This window comes from Megasphaera sp. NM10 (assembly GCF_000417505.1).
Classification (GTDB): Bacteria; Bacillota; Negativicutes; order Veillonellales; family Megasphaeraceae; genus Megasphaera; species Megasphaera intestinihominis.
On sequence record NZ_APHY01000047.1, the window covers coordinates 1 to 24,067 of the forward strand.

Here is a 24,067-nt window from a genome sequence, read left to right on the forward strand (position 1 = left end):
TACCTCGCAGACGCTATGATGTCATTGGCATTGAGGATATCAGCGTCAAAGCGATGGCAAAGCGGAAAAAGGGTGGCAAGTTCAGCTTTGGCAAATCCGTAGCTGACAATGGCTGGAATATGTTCACGAACATGTTGGAATATAAATTGGCTTGGCAAGGCAAAAAGCTTATCAAGATAGACAAGTGGTATCCAAGCAGCCAACTGTGCCATGTTTGCGGATATCAGAACCACGAAACCAAGGACTTATCTGTAAGGGAATGGGATTGCCCTAAATGTGGCAGTCACCATAATCGCGATAAGAACGCTGCCATAAATATCCGAGAAGAAGCCAGGCGGATATCTGCCTGACGTAATCCATAAAATACCGTGGGTCGCACGGGAATCTACGCCTGTGGAGAGAGTGTAAGCCGCCGCAACTCTTTGGAGTCCGTGGCGCTGTTCTCGTTGAAGCAGGAAGCTCCCGCCTCTATAGGCGGGAGTACGTTCACAGTATTAGATGAATCAGATGAAAGGTGGAGTCAGTATGAGTCAGGTTTATGATAGCCTCAGCGTACCGCAAGGATTTCAGGCTGCCGGTACGTACAGTGGATTATGCAGCAGCCGTGTGAAATTGGATGTCGCCATGATCGTAAGCCGACGCGACTGCTCCATCGTTACCGCCACGAGTCAGGGCCTGATGACTCAGTCCGGTAAGGTACTGCTCCTGCACAACGGTACGGCCCTTCCCGATGGGCCGCGGGGCCATGAGATTTCTCAGGAAGTCTGCCAGGCCGCCGGGAAATGCATGGATGAAGCGCCAGACGATATCGCCCTGGTCGCCAGCGGGGCCAAAGGCCAGTATTTCCGTCCGTCCCTGCTCATCCACAGCCTCAAGACGCTGACGGCAGGATTGGGGACCGACAGCCAGCCGCTGGAAGCGGTCCTGGATAATGCCGGCGATGTCACGGCCTATCAGGTAGCCTTGTCCAGTGGGACGCCCGGCTGTTCCCTGAGCGGTGTCGCCGCCGACGGCACGGCCGACAGCGACGGCTTATGTGTCATCATGACCGATGCCCAGGCCGGCAGTGCTGTCATCGAAGGCGCCCTGGCTCAGGCCAAGGCGGCCATCGACACGGAAAACTTTACGTTCATCGTCATGGCCAACGGCATGGCCGGTAGCAGTCCGTGCAGTCAGGAGACACTGGCTGATGGACTGGAACAGTTATTGAAAAAATTAGGCTTCCAAAATTCCTTGAAGGCCTGCAGTTAATGGGGGAATCTATTGCAATGTTTAAACGAATCGAACTCGTCTCGGAAGATGTCAAATCCGTAACCAATGCCCAGAAGGCGCAGATTTTGATGAACGCCCTGCCGTACATCAAGAAATACAGCAACAAAATCGTCGTCGTCAAATACGGTGGCAATGCCATGATCAACGAAGACCTGAAGAAATCAGGTCATGGGCGATATCGTCCTCTTGAACCTCATCGGCGTCAAGGTCGTCCTCGTCCACGGCGGCGGCCCGCACATCAAAGAGACGCTCAATAAATTGGGCATGGAATCGAAATTCCTCAACGGCCTGCGCGTCACTGACGCAGAAACGATGAAAGTCGTCCAGATGGTCCTGGCCGGTCAGGTCAACAAAGACCTGGTCAACCTCATCGGGACCATCGGCGGCAAAGCCATCGGCCTCTGCGGCATCGATGACCAGATGATCAAAGTCCAGAAACAGAGCGATGAACTGGGCTACGTCGGCCGCATTACCGACGTCGACGTTTCCATCATCAAAGATAACCTGGATAAAGGCTATATCCCGGTCATTTCGACCATTGGGACCGACACCAACGGCCAGGCCTATAACATCAACGCCGACACGGCAGCGGCCAAGATTGCCGGTGCCCTCAATGCAGAATGTATGCTGTCCATGACCAATATCGACGGTGTCCTCAAAGATAAGGACGAGCCCGATTCATTGCTCACGGAAATCACCCTCGACCAGGCGCGGCAGCTGGAAAACGACGGCATCATCGCCGGCGGCATGATTCCCAAAGTCCAGTGCTGCACCGATGCCATCAAGGCCGGCGTCAAGCGCGTGTTCATCATCAACGGCACGGTTCCCCATGCCATCCTCATCGAAATGCTCACCGAAGAAGGTTTAGGGACCATGTTCGTAGGGCACTATTCAATCGGCAAATAAATGCGACTAGCACATGAAAATAAATTTTTTTCGTTGGTCGTAGGTCGTTCCTCGTTCATCGTATGGGAGTTAAAAATACCAAGCCATCGCGATGAACGATGAACTACGAACGAAAAACGGTCTCTTTGAGCGGCCTGCGGAGCTGTCAGGCTCCCATATTATAAGAAAGAAGGAATCTCCTAATGGCAGAAGATTATAAAACCCTTGATAAAGAATATATCGTCAATGTATACAACCGGGTCGGTGCCGTATTGGACCACGGCAAAGGCGCAATTTTGTATGATGTGGACGGCAAGAAATACATCGACCTCAGCGCCGGTATTGCCGTCAACATCTTCGGCGTCTGTGACGACGTGTGGATCAAAGCCGTTGAAGCGCAGCTCCATAAATTGAGCCATATTTCCAACGTCTTCTTTACGGAACCCCAGACCGTCCTGGCCGAAAAACTCTGCCAGAAGACGGGCATGAAGAAGGTCTTCTTCTCGAACTCCGGTGCCGAAGCCAATGAATGTGCCATCAAGACGGCCCGCAAATATTCGCACGACAAATACGGTGACGGCCGCTATACCATCGTCACCTTGAAGAACAGCTTCCACGGCCGGACCATTGCCACCTTGACGGCGTGCGGCCAGGACTCGCTCCATGAAGACTTCGGGCCCTTCGTCGACGGCTTCGTCTATGCCGAACCCGATGATTTTGCCGATATGAAGCGGCTATGCGAAGAAAATAACGTCTGCGCCATCATGATGGAAATGGTCCAGGGCGAAGGCGGCGTCCATCCCCTCGACAAAGAATATGTCCAGCAGGTCGCAGAATATGCGCATGCCCACGATATCCTGATTATCGTCGACGAAGTCCAGACCGGTAATGGCCGGACGGGCTATCTCTATTCCTACATGGGCTACGGCATCCAGCCCGATATCATTTCGACGGCTAAAGCCATCGGCGGCGGCCTGCCCTTGGGGGCTACGATGTTCGCCGATTCGACGCAGCATACCCTGACCAACCATACCCATGGTTCGACTTTTGGCGGCAACCCGATTTGCACGGCCGGCGGCATTTCCATCATCGACCGCCTCGACGACGCCCTCATGGAAGAAGTCCGGAAAAAAGGGAAATACATCAAAGAAGAACTGGAACAGTGCGAACACGTCGACCACGTATCCGGCATGGGCCTCATGATTGGCGTCACCCTCAAGAATAAAGCCCTCATGGACGTCGTAGAAGGCTGCGTCGACCACGGCGTCCTCGTCCTCACGGCCAACGGCCTCCTGCGCCTCCTGCCGCCGCTCAACATCCCCTGGGATGAATTGAAAGAAGCTATCAGCATCGTCAAGGAAGTCATCGATAAATAGAATATAGTTTGCAGTATCAAGTTTGTAGTGAAAAAGGCGCTGTCGCATGAAGACAGCGCCTTTTTGGCAGTCAGCAGCTAGCTGTTAGCCGTTCGCAAAAATACACACGGCCCATGGCCGAACTGTAGGGGCTTCCCGTGGGAAGCCCGCCAGAGAGATTTCATAACAGCCCATTCGAGTATAATGGGTATGTTTTTACGAGCCACGAATAATGAACCACGGCCTTTCTCGCGGATTCAGATGCGGCGTTCCGCCGCGACAGACTCAAACTAACAACGACGCTTCGGGAAGCCCTCAGCGCGTAGCGGGCCGACCTTTAACCTCTCAGACCGCCTTTGGCGGCCAGCTCCCCTATAAAGGGAGCCTTGTGCGGCCCGCTGTGAGATTCGGTCACAGCTAATTCGAGTATAATGGTAAGTTTTTACGAACCACGAACAACGAGCCACGAGCCACTATTTTTTCACGAGCCGAGGGTCACTCGAGGCGATGTCGTCATTCTGAGTCTGTTGCCGCGAAGCGGCATTTGAGTCCGAGGCGGCATGCGAACTGCCAACTGCGACCGGCGGGGCCGTCAGGCCCTTATAACCGCAATTGGTAGCGGTATGGCCGTATTTCTTTATTTATCCACAGATATTCTTCAGGAATTTTTTTCAGATGATTGTAGACTGTGTTTTCGGAAATGTTTAGGGTTTCTATGATTTCTTTTACGGAAACGCCGATGTCGGAAAAGATAGCCGCTTGTAGCAGGATATCGCAAATCGCAGCGGTGGTTTTATTTTTCGTTGACAAGGACGGCGTTTGGGTGAGCTTTTCTTTGGCTTTTTGATAAGTTTGATATTTATGTTTGAGTGTATGGTGTGTGAAAAGCGTGGCCTGTTCGATGAATTTCAAGGTTCCTATGATGAAGGGGGTCAAATCTCCGCGATTGATGTCGGCATCGGTATGTGAAAACAGGTCGTAGTATCTTTTGCGGTATTTTTTGATTAAGATAGAAACTTGCAGGGCTATTGCGGGATGTAAATGCAATGCCAACAAATAAGACGTGATGAATCGCGCCATTCGGCCATTTCCATCATAGAAAGGATGGATGTAGCCAAAGAAATAGTGAAAGATAGCAACACGGATTAAATAAGGGATGGTCTTGTCATTCAGCACATCGAGGGCTGCGTCCATCATTTGAATGATAGCTGATTCCGGATAGACTCCTTGATGGATAGTTTTTTGTGCCGGTGAGACGATGTCGACACGATCCTTACGAAAGATTTTCCCATCAGGGAGATTTTTGGGGTCATCTCGTTTAATTTCATCGGCCAGAAAATCGTCGAAAAGCTGGCGGATATCCTGGCTGGTAGTTAAAGGGATGTATTTTTTTTGAATGATTTTGATGTATTTGTTGACGATGCTGCCCAGACGGTAAAATGACTGTTCCGATTCGGGGACGGAAAAAGCCGTCAAGATTTCTTTCCTCGTACTGCGCACGCCTTCGATGTCATTGGTCGATTTGATTTCATCAACTAGGGACGTATGCAAAAACTGCGAGATAGCGGCCGGTGGAACTTGATGTATAATGTCAAGACAGTCCATGACTTCGCTGGCAATTTTTTCCAAGGATAAGGCGATTTCTTCGCTATAGCAGAAAAAAGCAGGATGGCTTTGCCGACGATGATACTGCTTTATCGCCAAAGGCAAATGACGGCTAAAGGGGCTGTGAAACCGTTCCTGATATACTTTTTCCCATATTTGGCTGTCTTTGTAATAGAGTGAATACAGGGATTCATATTTCATGGCAGTTACCTCAAAAAAAGCGATTTTTGCTATCTCATGATTCTGAGACCTCAAAAAATGGAAATTTTGAGGTTTCACTTTTATTATACTCGGCAATTGATAATATGACCAGTATAGAGCTCAGGTCGCAGTTCGCAAAAAAATACACGGCCAACGGCCTTGTGCGTAGGGGGCGACCTTTAACCTCTCAGACCGCCTTTGGCGGCCAGCTCCCCTATAAAGGGAGCCTTGTGCGGCCCGCTGCGATATTTGGTCACAGCCGATCCGAGTATAATGGTAAGTTTTTACGAGCCACGAACAACGAGCCACTATTTTTTGACGAGCCAAGGGGCACTCGAGGCGATGTCGTCATTCTGGGTCTGTTGCCGCGTAGCGGCAGTTGAGTCCGAGGCGGCCTGCGACCGGCGGGGCCGTCAGGCCCCATATTCGATGAACGACGAACGACCTACGATGAACGGCTTTTTAGGCCCCAATGTACTATTTGCGAAATATTTTTCTTGCTATTCATGGGGGAATTGCGTACAATAGGGCTGTATTTATTAAAATATCAATGCAAAGGAAGAGGATAGGGAGAGAAGACATATGAAACATTTGAAGATAGCTTACAGCTTTGATGTACAGTATTATTTCGTTGACAGCGACCGGGAAATCGTGCCTGTTGAGCAGACGGATTTCACCGATGTGGCCGTAGCGGTTATTTCGGACCAGGATTTTGCCTACATCGACAAGATCGATGAAACGGGATTCGGTATTCCCATCATGGTCATCATGCCGGGCGGCGAGAAGATGCCGGACCAGTATATCGACAAGGTCGATGTCGTCTTTACGGAAGAAATGGTCAATAAGAGCCGCTGTATTTCGACGGCCGAACGCCTGGCCAGCCGCTATGAACATGCTGTGCTGCCGCCGTTTTTTGCCGACCTCGTCGATTACGTCAGTGAAAAGAATACGCCTTTTGACTGCCCGGGCCATCAGGACGGCCTGTTTTTCAAGAAGCATCCGGCAGGACGCTATCTTTATGATTTCTATGGACCTCATATTTTTCAATCCGATATCTGTAATGCCGACGTGACCCTCGGTGATTTGCTCATCCACGAAGGGCCGGCTTTGGAAGCGCAGGATTTTGCAGCCGAAGTCTTCCATGCCGATAAGACCTATTTCGTCCTCAATGGCTCTTCGTCGTCCAATAAGGTCGTCACCAATGCCTTGCTGACGCCTGGCGACTTGGTTCTCTATGACCGCAACAATCACAAGTCCGTCGCTCTCGGGGCTCTCATCCAGGCCGGGGCGACGCCGGTCTATTTGGAAACGGCCCGCAATCCCTATGGCTTCATCGGCGGCATCGACGCCCACTGTTTCGATGAAACGTATCTGCGCCAGCTGGCAGCCGAACGGGATCCGGAAAAAGCCAAGGCCAAGCGGCCTTTCCGCTTGGCTGTCATCCAGCTCGGCACTTATGACGGGACGCTGTACAATGCCCGCTATGTCGTCGACCGCATCGGTCATCTCTGCGACTACATCCTCTTTGATTCGGCCTGGGTCGGCTATGAACAGTTCATTCCCATGCTCAAGGACTACTCGCCGCTGCTCCTCGATTTGCATGAAGACGATCCGGGTATCATGGTCGTCCAGTCGGTCCATAAGCAGCAGGCTGGTTTTTCTCAGGCTTCGCAGATCCATAAGAAGGACAACCATATCCATAACCAGCCCCGCTACTGCAACCACAAGACCTTCAACAATGCCTTCATGGCCAATGCGTCGACGAGTCCTTTTTATCCCATGTTCGCCACTATCGCTGTCAACGCCAAAATCCATGCCGGTGCGGCTGGCCGCAAGATGTGGATGGACTGCGTGAAAATGGGTATCGAAGCCCGCAAGGATATCCTGCGCCGCTGCCACTATATCCGGCCGTTCGTGGCACCGACGGTCTACGGCAAGCCTGGCAGGATGGCAATACGGATGACATGGCCAACGACCTGGCCTATTTTACCTTTGAACCGGATGCCAAGTGGCATGCTTTTGAAGGATACGGGCCGGGACAATATCTCGTCGACCCCTGCAAATTGTTATTGACGACACCGGGCATCGACGCTGAATCGGGACAGTACGAAGATTTTGGTATCCATGCCAACATCCTGGCGACGTACCTTCGCGGTAACGGCGTCATCCCGGAAAAATGTGATTTGAATTCGATCCTCTTCCTGCTGACACCGGCTGAAAATAAGAATAAGATGCGCCTCCTCGTGTCCCAGCTGGTCCGTTTTGAACGCTTCGTCGACCACGATGTCCCCATGCAGGAAGTCCTCCTCGGCGTCTACAACTCACATCCGGACCGCTACGCCGGCTATACGATTCGCCAACTCTGTCAGGAAATGCATGATTTCTATAAGGCACGGAACGTCAAGGACCTGCAGAAGAAACTCTTCCGTCGGGAATACTTGCCGGAATACGCCATGAATGCCCAGGATGCGCAATACGCTTTCATCCGCGGCCAGGGTGAGCTGGTGCCCCTCGATGAAATCGAAGGCCGCATCGCCCTCGAAGGCGCTCTGCCCTATCCGCCGGGCGTCCTCTGCGTCGTCCCGGGCGAACGCTGGTCCCATACGGCAGTCCAGTATTTCAAGGCCCTGGAAGAAGGCCTCAATGAATTGCCGGGCTTCGCCTCGGAAATCCAGGGCGTCTATCTGGAAAAAGAAGACGATGGACGCATCCACGCCTATGGATATGTGCTGAAAGAGTGAAAAAAAGAGAGACTGTCGTATTAAGACAGCCTCTCTTTTTTTCACTGTAGGGGTCGCCACGTGGGCGACCCGCTAGAGATTTGGCAATGCATTCCCTGAACTTGAGACTCGCTAATGTTCTGGGACGGGCTTGCCACGTGCAAGCCCCTACTATAGAGGTGATGTACAAAGATTTCTATAACAATGTCTTTACGGCTTCGGCGATTTTTTTGGCGATGTACGGGTTATTCATGGTGTAGACGTGGATGCCGTCTACACCGTTGGCCAGGAGGTCGGCAATCTGGTCGACAGCATAGGCGATGCCGATGTCGCGCATGGATTCGGGAGTGTCACCGTATTTTGCAATGGCCCGCTGGAATTTGATGGGGAGCGTGGCGCCGCACATGGTGACCATGCGTTCGATTTGAGCTTTATTGGTGACGGGCATGATGCCGGCTTCGATGGGGACGTTGATGCCGGCGATTTCACAGCGTTCGAGGAAGCGGTAGAAAAGGGCGTTGTCGAAGAATAGCTGAGAAATGAGCTCGCTGGCACCGGCGTCGACTTTGGTCTTCAAGTTGCGGATGTCGGCAGCCAGGGTCTTGGCTTCGGTATGGCCTTCGGGATAGCAGGCGCCGATGACGTTGAAGTCCGGTTCCTTTTCTTTGATGAAGGCTACGAGGTCGCTGGCATGTTCAAAGACGTGAGCCCGTTCGCGGCCCGGTACTTCGTCGCCGCGCAGGGCCAGGATGTTTTCGATGCCCGCTTCTTTCAATTCTTTCAAGTTCTGCAGGGCTGCTTCTTCCGTGAGGTAGATGCAGGGCATATGGGCCGCCGTTTCGCAGCCTAACTGCTTGATGTACGTAGCGACTTCGACGGTACGGTTGCCGCCCGTGCCGCCGGCGCCGCAGGTGACGCTGATGAAGTCAGGATGGAGCTGGCTCAGCTCGTCCAGGGTCGGATAGACCGTTTCGACGGGAATGTCCCGTTTCGGTGGAAAGACTTCAAAAGAAAAGACCGTTTTTTTGGCAAAAAGCTCATTCGTATGCATGTATATGAATTCCCCCTCAATATCAAACGTCAAACATCCAACTTTTATTAGAAGCTCGGCAGGATTGCGCCCTGGTATTTGTCTTCAATGAATTTCTTGACTTCCGGAGACTGGAGGGCTTTGACGAGTTTCTGGATTTCCGGACGATTTTCATCGCCTTCACGGATGACGAGGACATTGGCGTACGGCGAATCTTTCGGTTCCAGGAAGAGGGCGTCTTTCAGCGGATTGAGGCCGGCTTCCATAGCGAAGTTGGTGTTGATCAGAGCGATGTCCACGTCATCGATGGAACGGGGAATCTGAGCGGCTTCGAGTTCGACGAACTGGAGGTGCTTATCGTTCTTTTCGACGTCCTGTACGGTCGAGGTAATGTTACCGCCGTCTTTCAGGCCGATGAGGCCGGCGCTCTGCAAGATGAGGAGGGCGCGGCCGCCGTTGGTCGGGTCATTGGGGATGGCGACTTTCGCACCGTCCGGCAGGTCTTTCAAATCCTTGATCTTATGGGAATAAATGCCCATCGGTTCGACGTGGATCTTAGCGATGGCTTTCAGTTTCGTGCCGTGTTCGCTGTTGAATTTATCGAGGTACGGCGAATGCTGGAAGAAGTTGGCGTCCAGTTCTTTGTCGTTCAGGGCCAGGTTCGGTTTGACGTAATCCGTGAATTCGACGACTTTCAAGTCGACGCCTTCCTTGGCCAGGAGCGGCTTGATTTCGTTGAGGATTTCGCCGTGCGGTACGGGCGTAGCGCCGACGGTGACCGTCGTGTTCTTGGAAGACGAGCCGCTGGAAGCGGAATCACTGCCGCAGCCGGCAGCCAGGAAAGCGACGGCCAGCAGGGCCGAAGCGGCGAGAAGCGAGAGTTTCTTGAGATTTTTCATGAAGATTCCTCCTAACAAAATATAGAATAATATAGACCATCCTGTTCCGTCATTTTATCCATAAAAAAGACCTCTTTCCGAAAGAGAAAGAGGTTGATTGCTGATTCTTTATCTCTCGGAATAATCCGCAGGAATTAGCACCGTCATCGTCGGTTGCCGGGTTTCATAGGGCCAGTCCCTCCACCACTCTGGATAAATGTCGTCTAAAGTTGTCTTGATTCTTAGTTTATCATGGATGGGCGATTTGTCAAGAGGCCAGGCAGGTCATTGACAAAACTATACTGAAAGCGTATCATTTAGGCACAATCTTAAGAGGGGGTATCATTGATGATTCAATGGAAAGTTCCGGCAGCAGCGACAAGGAAATCAAGATCGGGGCCACAGCCGGTCCGCATGCCGAAGTCGTCGAAGCCGTAGCCAAGGAAGCGGAAAAGCAGGGGATTCACAGTGAACGTACTCCCGCCTATAGAGGCGGGAGCTTCCTGCTTCAACGAGAACAGCGCCACTGACTCCAAAGAGTTGCGGCGGCTTACACTCTCTCCACAGGCGTAGATTCCCGTGCGCCCCACGGTATTTTATGGATTACGTCAGGCAGCTATTCGCCTGGCTTCTTCCCGAATATTTATGGCAGCGTTCTTATCGCGATTATGGTGACTGCCACATTTCGGGCAATCCCATTCCCTTACAGATAAGTCCTTGGTTTCGTGGTTCTGATATCCGCAAACATGGCACAGTTGGCTGCTTGGATACCACTTGTCTATCTTGATAAGCTGTTTGCCTTGCCAAGCCAACTTATATTCCAGCATGTTCGTGAACAGATTCCAGCCATTGTCAGCTACGGATTTGCCAAAACTGAACTTGCCACCCTTTTTCCGCTTTGCCATCGCTTTGACGCTAATATCCTCAATGCCAATGACATCATAGCGATCTGCAAGGTAGCGAGCCTTCTTATGCAGGAAATCCTGCCGTTGATTGGCCACTTTCTCATGGAGAATAGCTACACGCAGTCTTTGTTTTTCTCTGTTGTGACTTCCTTTCTGCTTTTGGGATAGCTTCCGCTGTGCCTTAGCCAATCTTTTCTCTGCCGTTCGCAGGAAATCGGGATACTCAGCATCCTCCTCATCGGAAGCCACATACAAGCCGTGCATCACAAAATCCAGGCCCAGGAACGTCTTCGGTATGACCGGGAGTATTTGGTTTTCATACTCCACCAGCATACTGATATAGTACTTTCCGGATGGCGTCTTGCTGATGGTTACGGTCTTTATGATACTGTTCTCCGGCAAGGGACGATGCTGGCATAATTTCACCCAGCCGACTTTCGGCAGTTTCACCTTATGGCCCTCGATTCGGACAGAGCCTTTCTGGTTGTTCGTGGAATACGAAGCACGACAATTCTTCTTGGACTTGAATCGCGGCTTGCCAAAATGCTTTCGGTTGCTCAAGATGTTATGGTACGCCTTGTTCAAGTTCATCTGAGCGTTGGCAAGAGCCAGACTATCCACTTCTTTCAGCCAAGGGAATTCTTCCTTGTACTGCGCAGGCGTGTTATTCAGCTTTTGGCCGGTTTCCTTATAATAGTCAATGCGGTCACGCAGCATCTTGTTGTAGATGAATCGGACACACCCAAAGGTCTTGGCAAACATCATTTTCTGTGCCGTTGTCGGATAGATTCTGTATCGGTATGCCTTATTCACTATCATCACCTGCCTTGACTTTCCAAATCCTTTTACTCTTACTACTGATTATACTGCAAATCAACTTGTGAAGCCATTGTTTTTCTGATGGCATCGAGCCCTCAGAAAAACTTGCAATTCATCTCACCGCCTAAAGAGGCGGGAGACTTCTTGCAGAATCAGGTTAAAGTCGTCGAATTTTCCGACTATATTACGCCAGACAAGGCTTTGGCCGATGGCGACATCGATTTGGTCAGCTACCAGCACAAGCCGTTCCTGGATAATTTCAATAAGCAGAATGGCACTGATTTAGTGCCTATCGGCAATACGATCCTCATGCGCATGGGGATTTACAGCGACAAATATAAGAGCGTCGATGCTTTGCCCGACGGCGCTGTCATCGCCATTCCCAACGACCCGACCAATGGCGGCCGCGGTTTGGCACTCCTCCAGCGGGCAGGCCTCTTGAAGCTCAAGGACGGCGTCGGTTTCAAGGCTACGCCGGCTGATGTCGTAGATAATCCGAAGCATTTCCAGTTCAAGGAAATCGAAGCCGCCCAGCTGCCGCGCAGCCTCGGTGACGTCGATGCCGCCGTCATCACTATGAACTACGTCATGAGTGCCGGCCTCAACGTCAAAGAACAGGGCATCTTCCTGGAACCGAAAGACGAACCGCTGGCCGTCATGGTCCTGGCTGTCCGTGCTCAGGACAAGGACAACCCGACGTACAAGAAGATTGCTGAAATCTTCCATTCCGATGCTGTCAAGAAGTTCATTGCCGATAAATACAACGGCACCATCGAACCGGCTGAATAGGCGGGTCTAAGGCTTGACAATAGGCGCGTTACAAGTATATAATAAAGCAAAATCTAAATGGATTTGTCGATGAACGAAACGAGTATATCCGATTGTGGCAGTTCCAGCGAGCCGATGGCAGTGGGAGTTCGGCACGGACCGGCGGATAGAATGGATTCGGGAGATGCGGCCTGAACGGTGATCAGTAGGGTGCGACGGTGTATTTCCACCGCTATCAAAGAAACGTGTATCGCTTATGCCGTACATGTAGAGCTGGACTCACTGAGTCAATCTGGGTGGCACCGCGGAAGAAATCAAACCTTTCGTCCCTGTATAGGGACGGAAGGTTTTTTTTGTGTCTTCAAATAGAAGGGGAGAGAAAGATGCTGGAAATGAAAGATGTCAGTTTCAACTACGGCAATGGCGTGCCCGTATTGGAACATGTAAATGTACAGATCGGTGAGGGCGAATTCATCGGTCTCGGCGGCCGCAACGGCTGCGGCAAGACGACGGTGACGCGCCTGCTCATGGGGCTGGAAAAGCCCGTATCCGGGGAAATCCTGTATGACGGCAAGGTCATCAACGATGACGATGCTTCTGTGCGCAGCCATTTCATGGGCTACGTCTTCCAGCGGCCGGAACGGCAGATGTTCCGGCCGACGGTCCGTGAAGAAGTAGCCTACGGGCCGCAGCAGCTGGGCATGAGCCGCGACGAGATCCGCCAGGCCGTCGACGAAGCCCTGGCTGCAACGGAACTGACGGAACTGGCTGAAGCCTATCCGCCCAACTTGAACCGCGGCGAAAAACAGCGCGTCGCCATTGCTTCGGCCATCGCCATGCATACGAAATATATCGTTCTCGATGAACCGACGAGCGGCCAGGACAGTGAAGACAAGGACCAGCTCATGGCCTTGCTGACGGACCTCAATAAAAAGGGCATGACCATCCTCATCATCAGTCATGACATGGATATTTTCGCCGAATACTGTCAGCGCGTCCTGGTCATCGGCAATCATACCAAGGCCTTCGACGGGACGCCGCAGGAACTGTTCACCCAGCGCGATGATTTATATGACCTGGGTCTGAGCCGGCCCGATGCCGTCACTTTATCCATGGCGGTTCCTGATTTTCCTTATTGTAAATCGATGAAAGAATTTACGACAGCCATGCTGGAACGGATTGGAGGTATGAAAAAATGATGAAGAATTTGGTCCCTGTTACGAAATTGATCGGCACCTTCGCCTTTTCCTTTTGGGCCCTGGTCATGCATACGACGCTGCCCCTGGTCATCTTAGTCGTCATCGAACTCATCCTCTTGGGATTATGCGGCAGCCTGTCGCGCAACCTCAAGGCCGTCTTCAGCCTGGCCGTCTTCGCCGTCTTCCTGGCTGTCGTCCAGCTCCTGGGCGGCGGGTCCCTGGAATCGGCTTATGTCACGGGCCTGCGCATGCTGGCCATGACCATCGTCTTCATCATCTTGCTGACGACGACGCGCCTGCAGGATTTGACGGCCGCCCTGGTCAAGCAGATCAAGATACCTTATGAATATGCCTTCATGTTCACGGCGGCCCTGCGCTTCGTACCCGATTTCATCGCCGAAAGCAAGGCCGTCCAGGAAGCCCAGGCCTGCCGGGGTCTGTCGACGAAGGGCAATGTCTTTAAGAAAGTCATCAATTATATGAGTGTCGTCCAGCCGCTGATGCTCAAGTCCCTGGGCCGGTCGGAAACGATGGCCCTCAGTCTGGAATTACGCGGTTTCGGCAGCAACGAACACAGCTTCATGAGCAATGTCCGCCCGAAAGGCCGCGACTATGTGGGCATTGTCATCATGCTGGCCCTGAGCTGTTTTGTCGTTTACTTGCGCCTGCAAGACTTGGTTTAGGAGGGAAGAAAGATGAAAACTGTTGCAGATATTGCTAAATTAGAATTTCATCATCGTCAGGGCGGCCAGTTCCGCTGGATCACCATTACGACGCTCATGCTGGCCATCGGCACGATCCTGCACCTGGTCTCACCGAGCGTCGGCGGCGTCACGCCGAACTGGACCATCGCCACGTATTGTGTCGCCATCTGCCTGACCAAGCCGAGTTACAAGCAGGCCTTGGGCATCGGCCTGGTCGCTGCCCTGGTCAACGTCCTGACGTCGAAGTCGGGCTTCCCTTATGGCAACCTCATCAGTGAACCGCTCGGCGCCCTGACCTGTACGTTCATCGTCAAGAACCTGGCATTCATCAAATTCAAAGGTCATTCGTGCCTGCCCGTCCTGACCGGCTTTGCAGCGACCTGCATGAGTGGCGGCGCTTTCGTCACGATCCTGAAGTTCGTCATGAATCTGCCGAATGTCGTCTATTTTACGGCCATGCTGCCCTTGGTCGTCGTCATCGGCGCCTTGAATGCCATCGTTACACCGCTCATGTATTTCCCGGCCCTGCGCCTTTTCGTATCCCGGGGCATCCTCGATTCCCTGGAAGAACGGGAAGTCACGTCGGACCACAGCATGTATGATTTGAAGCCGTCCCAGGAAGGCCTCATTTCCATGGAACATTTGTCGTACATCTATAACAAGCAGAAGACGCCCGTCCTGGACGATGTCACCATGACCGTGAATAAAGGCGACTTCCTGGTCATTACCGGTGAAAGCGGCAGCGGCAAGAGCTCGCTGTGCATGGCCATGACCGGCGCTATCCCGCATTATTTCGGCGGCGTCATGAAAGGCATGGTCTACGTCGACGGCCAGGCGACGACGCAGACGACGATTTCCCAGCTGGCAACCCGTGTCGGCGCCATGCTCGATGATTATGACAGCCAGCTCGTCGCCATGACGGTCGAAGAAGAAATCGCCTTCAGCCTGGAAAATCAGGGCGTCGCACCGGATAAGATCGGCCAGGCTATTTCGGAAGCCCTGGAAAAGGTCAATATGACGCCGTACCGCAACCGCCAGGTCACGAAGCTGTCCGGCGGCCAGCGACAGCGCCTGGTCATTGCCGACGTACTGGCGACCAATCCGGATATCCTCGTCTTCGATGAACCGACGTCGGCCCTGGACCCGGAAGGGACCCATGAATTCTATGAATTGATCCACGACTTGAATGTCAAATACGGTCATACCATCGTCGTCATCGAACATACGCTGGAAGCGGCCCTGCCCTATGCCAACCGGCTGGTCCTCATCGACCACGGCCACATCCTCAGCGATGCCGACGTCGAAACGACGCTGCGCTATATGTATGACCATGATATTTATACCAGTGCCATCCCGAAAATCTTCGCCTGCCAGATGGACCTGGAAAAAGCCGGCTGCCAGTTCGATGCCCCGTGGCTGTCGACGGACGCTGCCGTAAAGGCCGTCCAGAAAGCCGTCCAGCCGTGAAACTCCTGTGCCTGGGCGACAGCCTGACCTACGGCTTCGACGTCCGGCCCGACCAGAGCTGGACGGCCCTGGTCTCGGCCCAAAGCCATATCCATATCGACAATGAAGGCCAATGCGGCGATACGACGACGGGCATGGTCTATCGCCTCCATCAGTTCGACCTCAGCCGGTATGACGCCTTCTTCATCATGGGCGGTTCCAACGACATCCTCCTCGGCGGGGAGTTGGAGAAAATCTGCCAGAATATGCGGACTATCGTCACGACTTTCAAGGAGCAGGGGAAGCCCGTATACCTGGGCATCCCGCCGCTGACCAAGATGGAAAGCGCCATGTACGGCTGGCAAAATGCCAGTGACGTAGAAAAACACAACGACGGGCTCCGCCAGTATCGGCAATGGCTCCTTTCCTACGGAAAAGAAACGGAATGCATCGTCATCGACTTCTACGAAGCCCTGCTCAAAGCCGAACGGCGGACAGGCCGCAATCTCTATGCCGACGGCGTCCATCCCAATGTCGAAGCTACGCCGTCCTGGCCGGAGCTGTGCTGAAAGCGATGGGGTGTTAGTGGCTAGTGGTTCGTGGCTTGTAGGGGCCGCCCAAAGGGCGGACCGCCTGATTCACGTAAAAAGGCACTGTCTTTATGCGACAGTGCCTTTTTACGAACTGTAGGGGCGTGCACGTGGCGCGCCCGCACGGTTTATGTGAGCATCCCCTAAGCCATCCTAGGGGGTGCTTTTTTTTGGACCCTTACAGCTCGGTGGCGTAGGCGCCAGTTATTCATAACGGGCGCCCCACGTGGCGCCCCTACAATGTGGGTCCGAGCCACGAGCCACTGAGGACGTCTTTTTTGGCGGCGCCGTTGACTTTATATTTCAAAGTCAGGACCAGGAGGCCGGCGCAGAACATGAAGGCGGCCATGAGGTAGTAACCCATGTCGAAGCTGCCTGTCTGAGCCTGGACCCAGGCCATCATGTTCGGACCGAACATGCCGCCCAGGTTGCCGCAGGAGTTGATGAGGGCGATGGAGCCGGCAGCGGCCGGGCCGGAAAGGAACGTCGTCGGGATGGTCCACCATACGCCCATGGAAGCGTGGATGCCGATTGCCGACAGGCAGATGAGGAACAAGGCGACGCCCATGTTATGAGCGAAAGGCGACAAGCCGAGGCCGACAGCGCCGACGGCCAGGGCACCGAAGACGTGCCATACTTTATCGCCCGTAACCGTAGCCGTATGGCCGATGACCAGCTGGACGACGAGGGCTGCCATCATGGGGATAGCGATAGCCCCGCCGATGAGCGACGTAGACCAGCCGGAGAGGTTCTTGAGGACCGTGGGCATCCAGAAGTAGAAGCCCCAGAAACCGACGACCCAGAGGAAGTAGATGAGGCAGAGTTTCAAGACTTTCGTATCCGTAAAGGCCTGGAAAACTGTGTATTTCTTGACGCTCTGCATCTTGGCCTGTTCTTCCTGGTACATGGTGGTCAAGTATTCTTTTTCAGCATCCGTCAGCCAGCTGGCCTGGTCGGGACGGTCTTTGACGGCGAAGAAGAAATAGAAAGCGAAGCAAAGAGCCGGGATGGATTCCAGGATAAACAGTTCCTGCCAGCCCAAGAGGCCGAAGAAGGAATGTTCCAGGAGGACGCCGGCAATCGGTGCGCCGATGATCGTCGAAAGGAGAAGCGATGTCAACATGAGCGACGTGGCCCGGGCCCGTTCAGCTGCCGTGAACCAGCGGGGGAACAAGAGGGAATAGATGACCGGGTAGAGACTGGCTTCCGATGCGCCTAACAGGAAGCGGCACAGGTAGAACTGCCATTCCGTCGTGACGAAGGCCATGCACAGGCTGACGATACCCCATGTAAACATGATGCGGGAAATCCATTTCGATGCCGAGAACTTCGCGGCGAACAGGGAACCGGGGATTTCCAGGAGCAGATAGCCGGCGAAGAAGATGCCGGCGCCGAAACCATATACTTCCGGCGATAACCAGGACAGGGTCTGGGTCATGGTCAGTTTGGCGTAGGAAATATTGACGCGGTCGATGCAGGCTATAATCGAGACGAGAAAGACCGGTAAAATGATGCGAAGATCTCTCCGTCGTTTCAGACTGTCGAAATTGATGTTTTCCATGATGAATTCCTCCTATTGTGGGTCATATAGTCATAAGATAAACATGAAATAAAAAAAACTCCCGTCCACAAGGGACGGAAGTTCATATCCGCGGTACCACCCAATATTCCTCGCCAAAAAAAAGCAAGGCACTTTTCAACGTACTATCATACGCGTTTCCTGTAACGTGGATCAGACGGTGCAGTTTACTCACTTCAACTGCAATTCTCAGAGATGATTTTCCATTTTCCTTCCACCGCCGGCTTTCACCATACCCGGCTCGCTGTGCGCTTCCGTAAAAATGTACTCTTTCTCGTCATCGAATGTCAAAATATAAAATCGATGTTTAACTTACGGCCCTTATCATAGACCTTGTGCATCAATTTGTCAATGGTTTATTCCAAATTTTTTATCTACAAGCCTCTCCTCATAGGAGAGGTGGCCCGAAAGGCCGGAGAGTTTAACCTCTCAGTCAGCTGCGCTGACAGCTCCAGCAAGGCTCTCCGTTTTGGCAACCGTCCTGTCCTTCTTTCCGGTCAGTCCCTGACGGGCCAAAAAGGGCCTATCAGGGGCCCCTAACCACTAGCCCCTAGCCACTAGCCACTAACAACTTAAAAGGGATTGTCGCATGTGCGACAATCCCTTTTTATCATGGTGGAGATGAGGAGAGTCGAACTCCTGTCCGTAAATGCCGCCCCATGAACTTCTCCGAGCGCAGACCTTGTTAGGATCTTAAACCGTTTTCGTACAAGGACAAACTAGACGATTCCAGCCTGTGAGTTTCCCGACACGACTGCCAGGCAGAGCCATGTGGTATCCCGCTAAGTGACGTCTACGAGCTGCCCGCAGGATTAGCAGCAGGAGACGTTAGCCGCGATTAGGCAGCTAAAGCAAAATTGTTTTCTTTTGCGTTTAATTTAAAAGGTTCACCGATTTACGGGCAGATGAAACCCCGGCTCGCTATTCATGATACAACCATCCACGTCGAAACCTTTACATCCCCATGGACAGAATATCCCTTTACAAGGATTCAAAATAAGTATAGCACATATTTTACCTTTTGCCAATGAAGTTTATGATATAATATGCGTAGGGGCCGCCCAAAGCTTTTCTGGCCCACCAGGTACCGACCAGCGGGAGGTGCAGGGGGGGGGATGCCAGAAAGGACAGCTGTAGCGGGCGGCCCGCAGACCGCAGTTCGCAGATTGCAGTTCGCAGACCGCCGGTCGCAGGTCGCAGTTTGCCGTCGCGGCGATTTATGGTTTACAAGCAGCCTCTCCGGTCTTTTGGGCCATCTCTCCTAGCAGGAGAGGCTTAACTATACGAAAGGATGTCTTTGTTTTGTTATTATATATCATTAAATGGCTTTATGCCTGGATCCTGCCTATGGGTGGCATCGTCCTGGCTTTGATTCTCCTGTTGTGTTACATGTTCCGCAAGCACAGTCCCGGCCGCTGGGCTTTGGCTGCTATTACGGCTGTCTTTTATCTGCTCTCTATCGAACCCGTGTCGAATGGCCTCATCCATCCTTTGGAAACGGCCTATGACCAGCCCCAGGGGGCAGATGTAGACGGCGACGTCATCATCCTCCTCGGCGGTGGTTCTCGTGCCGGCGTTCCTGATTTCGATGGAACCGGTCAGGTCGGCAGTGCGGCGGCCAACCGCTTCCTCATGGCCCTGCGCCTGCAAAAGGCGAAGGATCTGCCCATCCTCTTATCAGGCGGGACCATCCTCAAGGGCGACGCCAATGAATCGGAAATCGAAAAGCGGATGCTCTTATCCCTGGGCGTGCCGGAAAATAAGATTTTCATGGATGACAAGAGCCGCAATACGGCAGAAAATGCCGCTTTTTCCAGGCAAATCTGCGAGCACCAGGCTGGAAGAAGCCCATCCTGGTCACCAGCGCCTTCCATATGCCCCGGTCGGTCCGCTTCTTTACGCGCCAAGGCCTGGACGTGACGCCCTATCCCTGTGATTACCACACGAGTGCAGCGACGAACTGGTCGGGCTATTCCATCGTGCCCCAGTCTTTTTACTTATTCAACTCCTGTCTGGCCATCAAGGAATATGTCGGCATAGGCGCCGCTTCTTTGCGGATGCAATAAATTGGGACATAAAGCGCCCATGGTATTGCAAAATCGTACCCGATGTGGCATACTTACAGTGTAAGTAGTAAGGCCCTCAAGTTCTTAGAATTATGTAAAAGAGTTATTTTCGTTTTCAAAAGGAGTGTATCGACAATGATTAAAGTTGGTATTAATGGTTTCGGTCGTATTGGTCGTTTTGTTTTCCGCGCTGCACAGACTCGTGATGACATCGAAATCGTAGGCATCAACGACCTCTGCCCGGTTGACTACATGGCATACATGCTCAAATATGATACCATGCACGGCCAGTTCGATGGCACGATCGAAGCTGACGTCGAAAACAGCCAGCTCATCGTTAACGGCAAAAAAATCCGCGTAACGGCTGAAAAAGATCCGGCAAACCTCAAATGGGACGAAGTCGGTGCTGAATACGTCGTTGAATCGACAGGCCGTTTCCTCACCATGGACCTCGCTGAAAAACACCTCGCAGCCGGTGCAAAATACGTTGTACTCTCCGCTCCTTCCAAACAGGGTGCTGACGGCCGCCAGGCAGACATGTTCGTTTGCGGCGTTAACACCGATACATACAAAGGCCAGAAAATCGTTTCCAACGCATCTTGCACGACGAACTGCCTCGCTCCGATCGCTAAAGTCCTCAACGATGCTTTCGGCATCAAAGAAGGCCTCATGACGACGGTTCACTCCACGACGGCTACGCAGAAAACCGTTGACGGCCCGTCCATGAAAGACTGGCGCGGCGGCCGTGCAGCTGCTGGCAACATCATTCCGTCCACGACGGGTGCTGCTAAAGCTGTCGGCAAAGTCATTCCGGAATTGAACGGCAAATTGACCGGTATGTCCATGCGTGTACCGACCCTCGACGTTTCCGTCGTCGACCTCACGGTCAACCTCGCTAAACCGGCTACGTACGACGAAATCTGCGCAGCTATGAAAAAAGCTTCCGAAGGCGAACTCAAAGGCATCCTCGGCTACACTGACGAAGCTGTTGTTTCCTCTGACTTCCTCGGCTGCCCGCTCACGTCCATCTTTGACGCTAAAGCTGGTATCGCTTTGACGGACACCTTCGTAAAAGTCGTTTCCTGGTACGACAATGAAATCGGCTACTCCAACAAAGTCCTCAACCTCATTGCTGTCATGAACGACTACAACAGCAAACACTAATTTGTAGCGACGCATTTCCCGACGGGTAAACAGCCTCCCGTTACAAATCAGATTGAACCCTAAAGGGGCCGTCGCATGAAGGTTCTCGTTCTCATGCACGGCTCCTTTTTCTTTCAAGGTTTTTAGTGTAAAGTTTGTAGTTTGTAGAAAGGGCTTGAATTTTTAGCCAATCACTGCAAACTACAAACTGCAAACTTCAAACTCGAAAAGAGGCTGTCTTAATGGGACAGCCTCTTTTTACTTTCTCACATCACAAAGGAGTCAAATACTGTAATGACGAAAAAGAAACCTGTAATGCTGGTCATCATGGATGGTTTTGGCTGCAGCAGCATCGCTAAAGATAACGCCGTAGCCCAGGCAGACCTCAAGGTCCTGCCGAAACTTTGGAAAGAATATCCTCATTCGTATCTCGGCGCATCGGGCGAAGACGTCGGTCTGCCTGACGGCCAGATTGGCAACTCTGAAGTGGGCCATCTTAATATCGGTGCGGGACGTATTGTGTACCAGGCGCTGACCAAGATCACCAAGGATATCAAAGACGGAGCTTTCTTCAAGAAGCCGGCTCTCGTCGGTGCCATGGAAAACGTCAAGGAAAAAGACTCGGCCCTCCACCTGCTGGGCCTGGTATCGCCTGGCGGCGTCCACAGCAGTGAACAGCATCTCTATGGTCTTTTGGAAATGGCGAAGCGCTATGGCTTGAAAAAAGTCTACATCCACGCCTTCCTCGACGGCCGCGACGTACTGCCCCGCAGTGCCGGCGAATACCTCAAGGAACTGGAAGACAAGTGCGCAGAACTCGGCGTCGGTGAAATCGCCACCATCAGCGGCCGTTACTATGCCATGGACCGCGACAAGCGCTGGGAACGCGTCGAAAAAGCCTATGATGCCGTCGCCCTCGGCGAAGGACCGCAGGAACCGGATGCCCAGACCTGCCTGGAACATTCCTACGCAGCTGACGTTTCCGACGAATTCGTCATCCCGACAGTCATCCATAAACATCCCGTCCAGGATGGGGACAGTGTCGTCTTCTTCAACTTCCGCCCCGACCGGGCCCGTCAGCTGACGACCGCTTTCGTCGTCCCCGATTTCGACGGCTTCCCGCGTCCGAAGAAACTGGACACGTACTTTGTGACCATGACCCGTTACGAAGACGACCTTCCGGTACATGTCGTCCATGATAAAGAACGGATCCCCGACACACTGGGCGAAGTCCTGGCCAAGGCCGGCAAGACCCAGCTGCGCATTGCCGAAACGGAAAAATACGCTCACGTCACGTATTTCTTCAATGGCGGTGAAGAAGAACCCAATCCCGGTGAAGACCGCATCCTCGTGCCGTCGCCGAAAGTTGCGACTTACGATTTGCAGCCGGAAATGAACGCGCCTATCGTGACGGAAAAAGTCATCGAACAGATCAAGGCCGATAAATATGACATGATCATGCTCAATTTCGCCAATGCCGATATGGTCGGCCATACGGGCGTCTTTGAAGCCGCTGTCAAGGCCGTTGAAACGGTCGATACCTGCGTCGGCAAGATTGTCGAAGCCTTGAAGCCCGTCCAGGGCCAGCTCCTGATCATCGCCGACCATGGCAATGCGGAACAGATGGCCGATCCCGATACGGGATGCCCTTACACGGCTCATACGACCAATCATGTACCGTGCATCCTGGTCAGTGAAGAACATAAAGGGGAACACCTGCACGACGGCATCCTGGCCGACGTCGCCCCGACTATGCTGACCCTGGCCGGTATGGCCATTCCTGCCGATATGACCGGCAAATGCCTGCTGGATCAGTGATTATACTCTGTTGTTCTATCGCATCGTGAAGGGAGAGAGTAAGATGGAACAAGATACATTGAGTATCTTTCAAAAAATAGCTCCCGATGTCATGGGGACAATCAAAGAACGTTACCTGCTGCTGCGGCATATCGCCGACGCCGGACCCGTCGGCCGCCGGACCCTGGCCGGCCTTTCGGGCCTGTCGGAACGCGTCGTCCGGTCGCACGTCGACGTCCTGCGGCGCAGCGGTATCGTCCGCTTTACGACGCTGGGCATTGCTATGGAGCCGGAAGGCAAACGGCTCATGCCGGATCTGTTGGAATGTTTCCTGCGCCTGAACAATTTGGATGACATGCAGCGCCAGATTCGCCAGAAGCTGGACCTGAAGAATGTCTACATCGTTCCCGGTGACAGTGACAGCGATAAGACAGCGAAGGAAGAACTGGGCCGCCGTGGCGCCCTCTTGCTCAACGACCTCTTTGGCAGCGTCGATACTGTCGCCATCAGCGGCGGTTCGACCATGGCCGAAGTGGCCCGTATGCTGCCGGAATGTCTGGCCAATGTGACCATCCTGCCGGCCCGCGGCAGCATGGGGAACCACGTCGAAGTCCAGGCCAACTATATTGCCGCCAACATTGCGTCCAAGACTCACAGCTCGTACCGCATGATCCACATCCCCGAAGGCCTGAGCGACTCGGCGCTGCAGATGATGCTCAAAGCTGACCGTCAGACCCAGGAAAATGTCGCCATGACCGCCCGGGCCCAGGTCGTCATCTTCGGCATCGGCCGGGCCGACCGCATGGCCCGCAAGCGGGGCATGACGGCGCTCCAGCGCGATGCCCTGCACAGCCTCGGCGCCTGTGGCGAATCGCTGGGCTGCTATTGCGGCCTGGACGGCAAAATCTTATATGGTACGAATAATGTAGGGATTTCATTACGGGAAATCAAATATCATCCGCACATCATCGCCGTAGCCGGTGGCGCCAGCAAGGCAGAAGCCATCGTCGGCGTCATGCGGGCCTGCCATACGGGCACGCTGGTCACTGATGAAGGTGCGGCTGAAAAAATCATACAACTGCTTTAATTGGAGGAGGAACCTTTC

Annotated in this window: 16 protein-coding genes, 1 other RNA gene, 4 pseudogenes, 1 riboswitch and 1 other annotated feature; of the genes and pseudogenes, 15 read left to right on the plus strand and 6 right to left on the minus strand. The window is 53.1% G+C overall.

The features are described from left to right. Positions 1-53: 53 nt before the first annotated feature. The 4 genes and pseudogenes from NM10_RS08440 to NM10_RS08455 all read left to right on the plus strand — a co-directional run bounded on the left by NM10_RS08440 (position 54) and on the right by NM10_RS08455 (position 3,533). Positions 54-350 carry an RNA-guided endonuclease TnpB family protein gene (locus tag NM10_RS08440; RefSeq protein ID WP_071601849.1) on the plus strand — a complete coding sequence of 99 codons (297 nt, stop codon included), beginning with the start codon at positions 54-56 and terminating at the stop codon, positions 348-350. A 175-nt stretch (positions 351-525) separates the two neighbouring features. Further along, a complete protein-coding gene (locus NM10_RS08445) occupies positions 526-1,251 on the plus strand; it encodes a bifunctional glutamate N-acetyltransferase/amino-acid N-acetyltransferase (protein WP_020724082.1) in 726 nt (241 codons plus the stop codon). A gap of 17 nt (positions 1,252-1,268) precedes the next feature. After that, positions 1,269-2,178: pseudogene (argB, locus tag NM10_RS08450) on the plus strand (acetylglutamate kinase). Positions 2,179-2,360: 182 nt separating this feature from the next. Further along, complete coding sequence (locus NM10_RS08455; RefSeq protein ID WP_020311162.1) at positions 2,361-3,533, plus strand: acetylornithine transaminase; 1,173 nt, start codon at positions 2,361-2,363, stop codon at positions 3,531-3,533. Between the two features lie 579 nt (positions 3,534-4,112). Here NM10_RS08455 and NM10_RS08460 read toward each other — a convergent pair. Then, complete coding sequence (locus NM10_RS08460; protein WP_020311163.1) at positions 4,113-5,318, minus strand: Fic family protein; 1,206 nt, start codon at positions 5,316-5,318, stop codon at positions 4,113-4,115. 582 nt (positions 5,319-5,900) lie between these two features. Here NM10_RS08460 and speC point away from each other — a divergent pair. Further along, positions 5,901-8,059, plus strand: a pseudogene (gene speC / locus NM10_RS08465) (ornithine decarboxylase). A gap of 175 nt (positions 8,060-8,234) precedes the next feature. Here the strand turns inward: speC and metF are convergent. Further along, positions 8,235-9,089: a methylenetetrahydrofolate reductase [NAD(P)H] gene (gene metF / locus NM10_RS08470; RefSeq protein WP_020311164.1), complete on the minus strand. Its 855-nt coding sequence runs from the start codon at positions 9,087-9,089 to the stop codon at positions 8,235-8,237. A gap of 47 nt (positions 9,090-9,136) precedes the next feature. Beyond that, positions 9,137-9,967: a MetQ/NlpA family ABC transporter substrate-binding protein gene (locus tag NM10_RS08475; protein ID WP_020311165.1), complete on the minus strand. Its 831-nt coding sequence runs from the start codon at positions 9,965-9,967 to the stop codon at positions 9,137-9,139. A 105-nt stretch (positions 9,968-10,072) separates the two neighbouring features. After that, positions 10,073-10,166: riboswitch (SAM riboswitch) on the minus strand. 136 nt (positions 10,167-10,302) lie between these two features. Here NM10_RS08475 and NM10_RS14650 point away from each other — a divergent pair. After that, a pseudogene (locus tag NM10_RS14650) lies at positions 10,303-10,410 on the plus strand (D-methionine-binding lipoprotein metQ); the annotation flags it as partial. Between the two features lie 144 nt (positions 10,411-10,554). Here NM10_RS14650 and NM10_RS08485 read toward each other — a convergent pair. After that, entirely contained in the window at positions 10,555-11,670 is a 1,116-nt protein-coding gene (locus NM10_RS08485; RefSeq protein WP_020311167.1) for an RNA-guided endonuclease TnpB family protein, read from the minus strand. A gap of 144 nt (positions 11,671-11,814) precedes the next feature. Between NM10_RS08485 and NM10_RS08490 the strand changes: the two genes are divergently transcribed. From NM10_RS08490 to NM10_RS13035, 5 genes are all read left to right on the plus strand, one after another. Then, positions 11,815-12,459: a MetQ/NlpA family ABC transporter substrate-binding protein gene (locus NM10_RS08490; RefSeq protein WP_020311168.1), complete on the plus strand. Its 645-nt coding sequence runs from the start codon at positions 11,815-11,817 to the stop codon at positions 12,457-12,459. Positions 12,460-12,821: 362 nt separating this feature from the next. After that, positions 12,822-13,637 (plus strand): energy-coupling factor ABC transporter ATP-binding protein, encoded by an 816-nt coding sequence (locus NM10_RS08495; protein WP_020311169.1) that lies wholly within the window; start codon positions 12,822-12,824, stop codon positions 13,635-13,637. Next, positions 13,637-14,320: an energy-coupling factor transporter transmembrane component T family protein gene (locus tag NM10_RS08500; RefSeq protein WP_036201004.1), complete on the plus strand. Its 684-nt coding sequence runs from the start codon at positions 13,637-13,639 to the stop codon at positions 14,318-14,320. The genes NM10_RS08495 and NM10_RS08500 overlap by 1 nt, the downstream gene beginning before the upstream one ends. Positions 14,321-14,332: 12 nt before the next feature. Then, positions 14,333-15,808: a tryptophan transporter gene (locus NM10_RS08505; RefSeq protein WP_020311171.1), complete on the plus strand. Its 1,476-nt coding sequence runs from the start codon at positions 14,333-14,335 to the stop codon at positions 15,806-15,808. After that, positions 15,805-16,356, plus strand: a complete 552-nt coding sequence (locus NM10_RS13035; RefSeq protein WP_020311172.1) for a GDSL-type esterase/lipase family protein — start codon at positions 15,805-15,807, stop codon at positions 16,354-16,356. Before NM10_RS08505 ends, NM10_RS13035 begins: the two co-directional genes overlap by 4 nt. A gap of 256 nt (positions 16,357-16,612) precedes the next feature. Here the strand turns inward: NM10_RS13035 and NM10_RS08515 are convergent, their stop codons facing one another. Further along, positions 16,613-17,938, minus strand: coding sequence for an MFS transporter (locus NM10_RS08515; RefSeq protein ID WP_020311173.1), 1,326 nt, complete (start codon positions 17,936-17,938; stop codon positions 16,613-16,615). Positions 17,939-18,005: 67 nt separating this feature from the next. Continuing rightward, positions 18,006-18,246: a binding site (T-box leader), on the minus strand. Positions 18,247-18,569: 323 nt separating this feature from the next. Then, positions 18,570-18,920: a transfer-messenger RNA gene (gene ssrA / locus NM10_RS13320) on the minus strand. 425 nt (positions 18,921-19,345) lie between these two features. Between ssrA and NM10_RS08520 the strand changes: the two are divergent. The 4 genes and pseudogenes from NM10_RS08520 to NM10_RS08535 all read left to right on the plus strand — a co-directional run bounded on the left by NM10_RS08520 (position 19,346) and on the right by NM10_RS08535 (position 24,049). Beyond that, positions 19,346-20,022 (plus strand): annotated as a pseudogene (locus NM10_RS08520) (YdcF family protein). Between the two features lie 135 nt (positions 20,023-20,157). Further along, positions 20,158-21,186, plus strand: a complete 1,029-nt coding sequence (gap, locus tag NM10_RS08525) for a type I glyceraldehyde-3-phosphate dehydrogenase (protein ID WP_020311176.1) — start codon at positions 20,158-20,160, stop codon at positions 21,184-21,186. A 273-nt stretch (positions 21,187-21,459) separates the two neighbouring features. Continuing rightward, positions 21,460-22,983 carry a 2,3-bisphosphoglycerate-independent phosphoglycerate mutase gene (gpmI, locus tag NM10_RS08530; RefSeq protein WP_020311177.1) on the plus strand — a complete coding sequence of 508 codons (1,524 nt, stop codon included), beginning with the start codon at positions 21,460-21,462 and terminating at the stop codon, positions 22,981-22,983. 43 nt (positions 22,984-23,026) lie between these two features. Then, a complete protein-coding gene (locus tag NM10_RS08535) occupies positions 23,027-24,049 on the plus strand; it encodes a sugar-binding transcriptional regulator (protein WP_020311178.1) in 1,023 nt (340 codons plus the stop codon). Positions 24,050-24,067: the final 18 nt, after the last annotated feature.

Bases quoted from the DNA above. Each gene is read 5' to 3' on its own strand.
- NM10_RS08440 (WP_071601849.1), top strand. From the start codon at position 54: ATGGCAAAGCGGAAAAAGGGTGGCAAGTTCAGCTTTGGCAAATCCGTA.
- NM10_RS08445 (WP_020724082.1), top strand. From the start codon at position 526: ATGAGTCAGGTTTATGATAGCCTCAGCGTACCGCAAGGATTTCAGGCT.
- NM10_RS08455 (WP_020311162.1), top strand. From the start codon at position 2,361: ATGGCAGAAGATTATAAAACCCTTGATAAAGAATATATCGTCAATGTA.
- NM10_RS08460 (WP_020311163.1), bottom strand. From the start codon at position 5,318: ATGAAATATGAATCCCTGTATTCACTCTATTACAAAGACAGCCAAATA.
- metF (WP_020311164.1), bottom strand. From the start codon at position 9,089: ATGCATACGAATGAGCTTTTTGCCAAAAAAACGGTCTTTTCTTTTGAA.
- NM10_RS08475 (WP_020311165.1), bottom strand. From the start codon at position 9,967: ATGAAAAATCTCAAGAAACTCTCGCTTCTCGCCGCTTCGGCCCTGCTG.
- NM10_RS08485 (WP_020311167.1), bottom strand. From the start codon at position 11,670: ATGATAGTGAATAAGGCATACCGATACAGAATCTATCCGACAACGGCA.
- NM10_RS08495 (WP_020311169.1), top strand. From the start codon at position 12,822: ATGCTGGAAATGAAAGATGTCAGTTTCAACTACGGCAATGGCGTGCCC.
- NM10_RS08500 (WP_036201004.1), top strand. From the start codon at position 13,637: ATGAAGAATTTGGTCCCTGTTACGAAATTGATCGGCACCTTCGCCTTT.
- NM10_RS08505 (WP_020311171.1), top strand. From the start codon at position 14,333: ATGAAAACTGTTGCAGATATTGCTAAATTAGAATTTCATCATCGTCAG.
- NM10_RS08515 (WP_020311173.1), bottom strand. From the start codon at position 17,938: ATGGAAAACATCAATTTCGACAGTCTGAAACGACGGAGAGATCTTCGC.
- gap (WP_020311176.1), top strand. From the start codon at position 20,158: ATGATTAAAGTTGGTATTAATGGTTTCGGTCGTATTGGTCGTTTTGTT.
- gpmI (WP_020311177.1), top strand. From the start codon at position 21,460: ATGACGAAAAAGAAACCTGTAATGCTGGTCATCATGGATGGTTTTGGC.
- NM10_RS08535 (WP_020311178.1), top strand. From the start codon at position 23,027: ATGGAACAAGATACATTGAGTATCTTTCAAAAAATAGCTCCCGATGTC.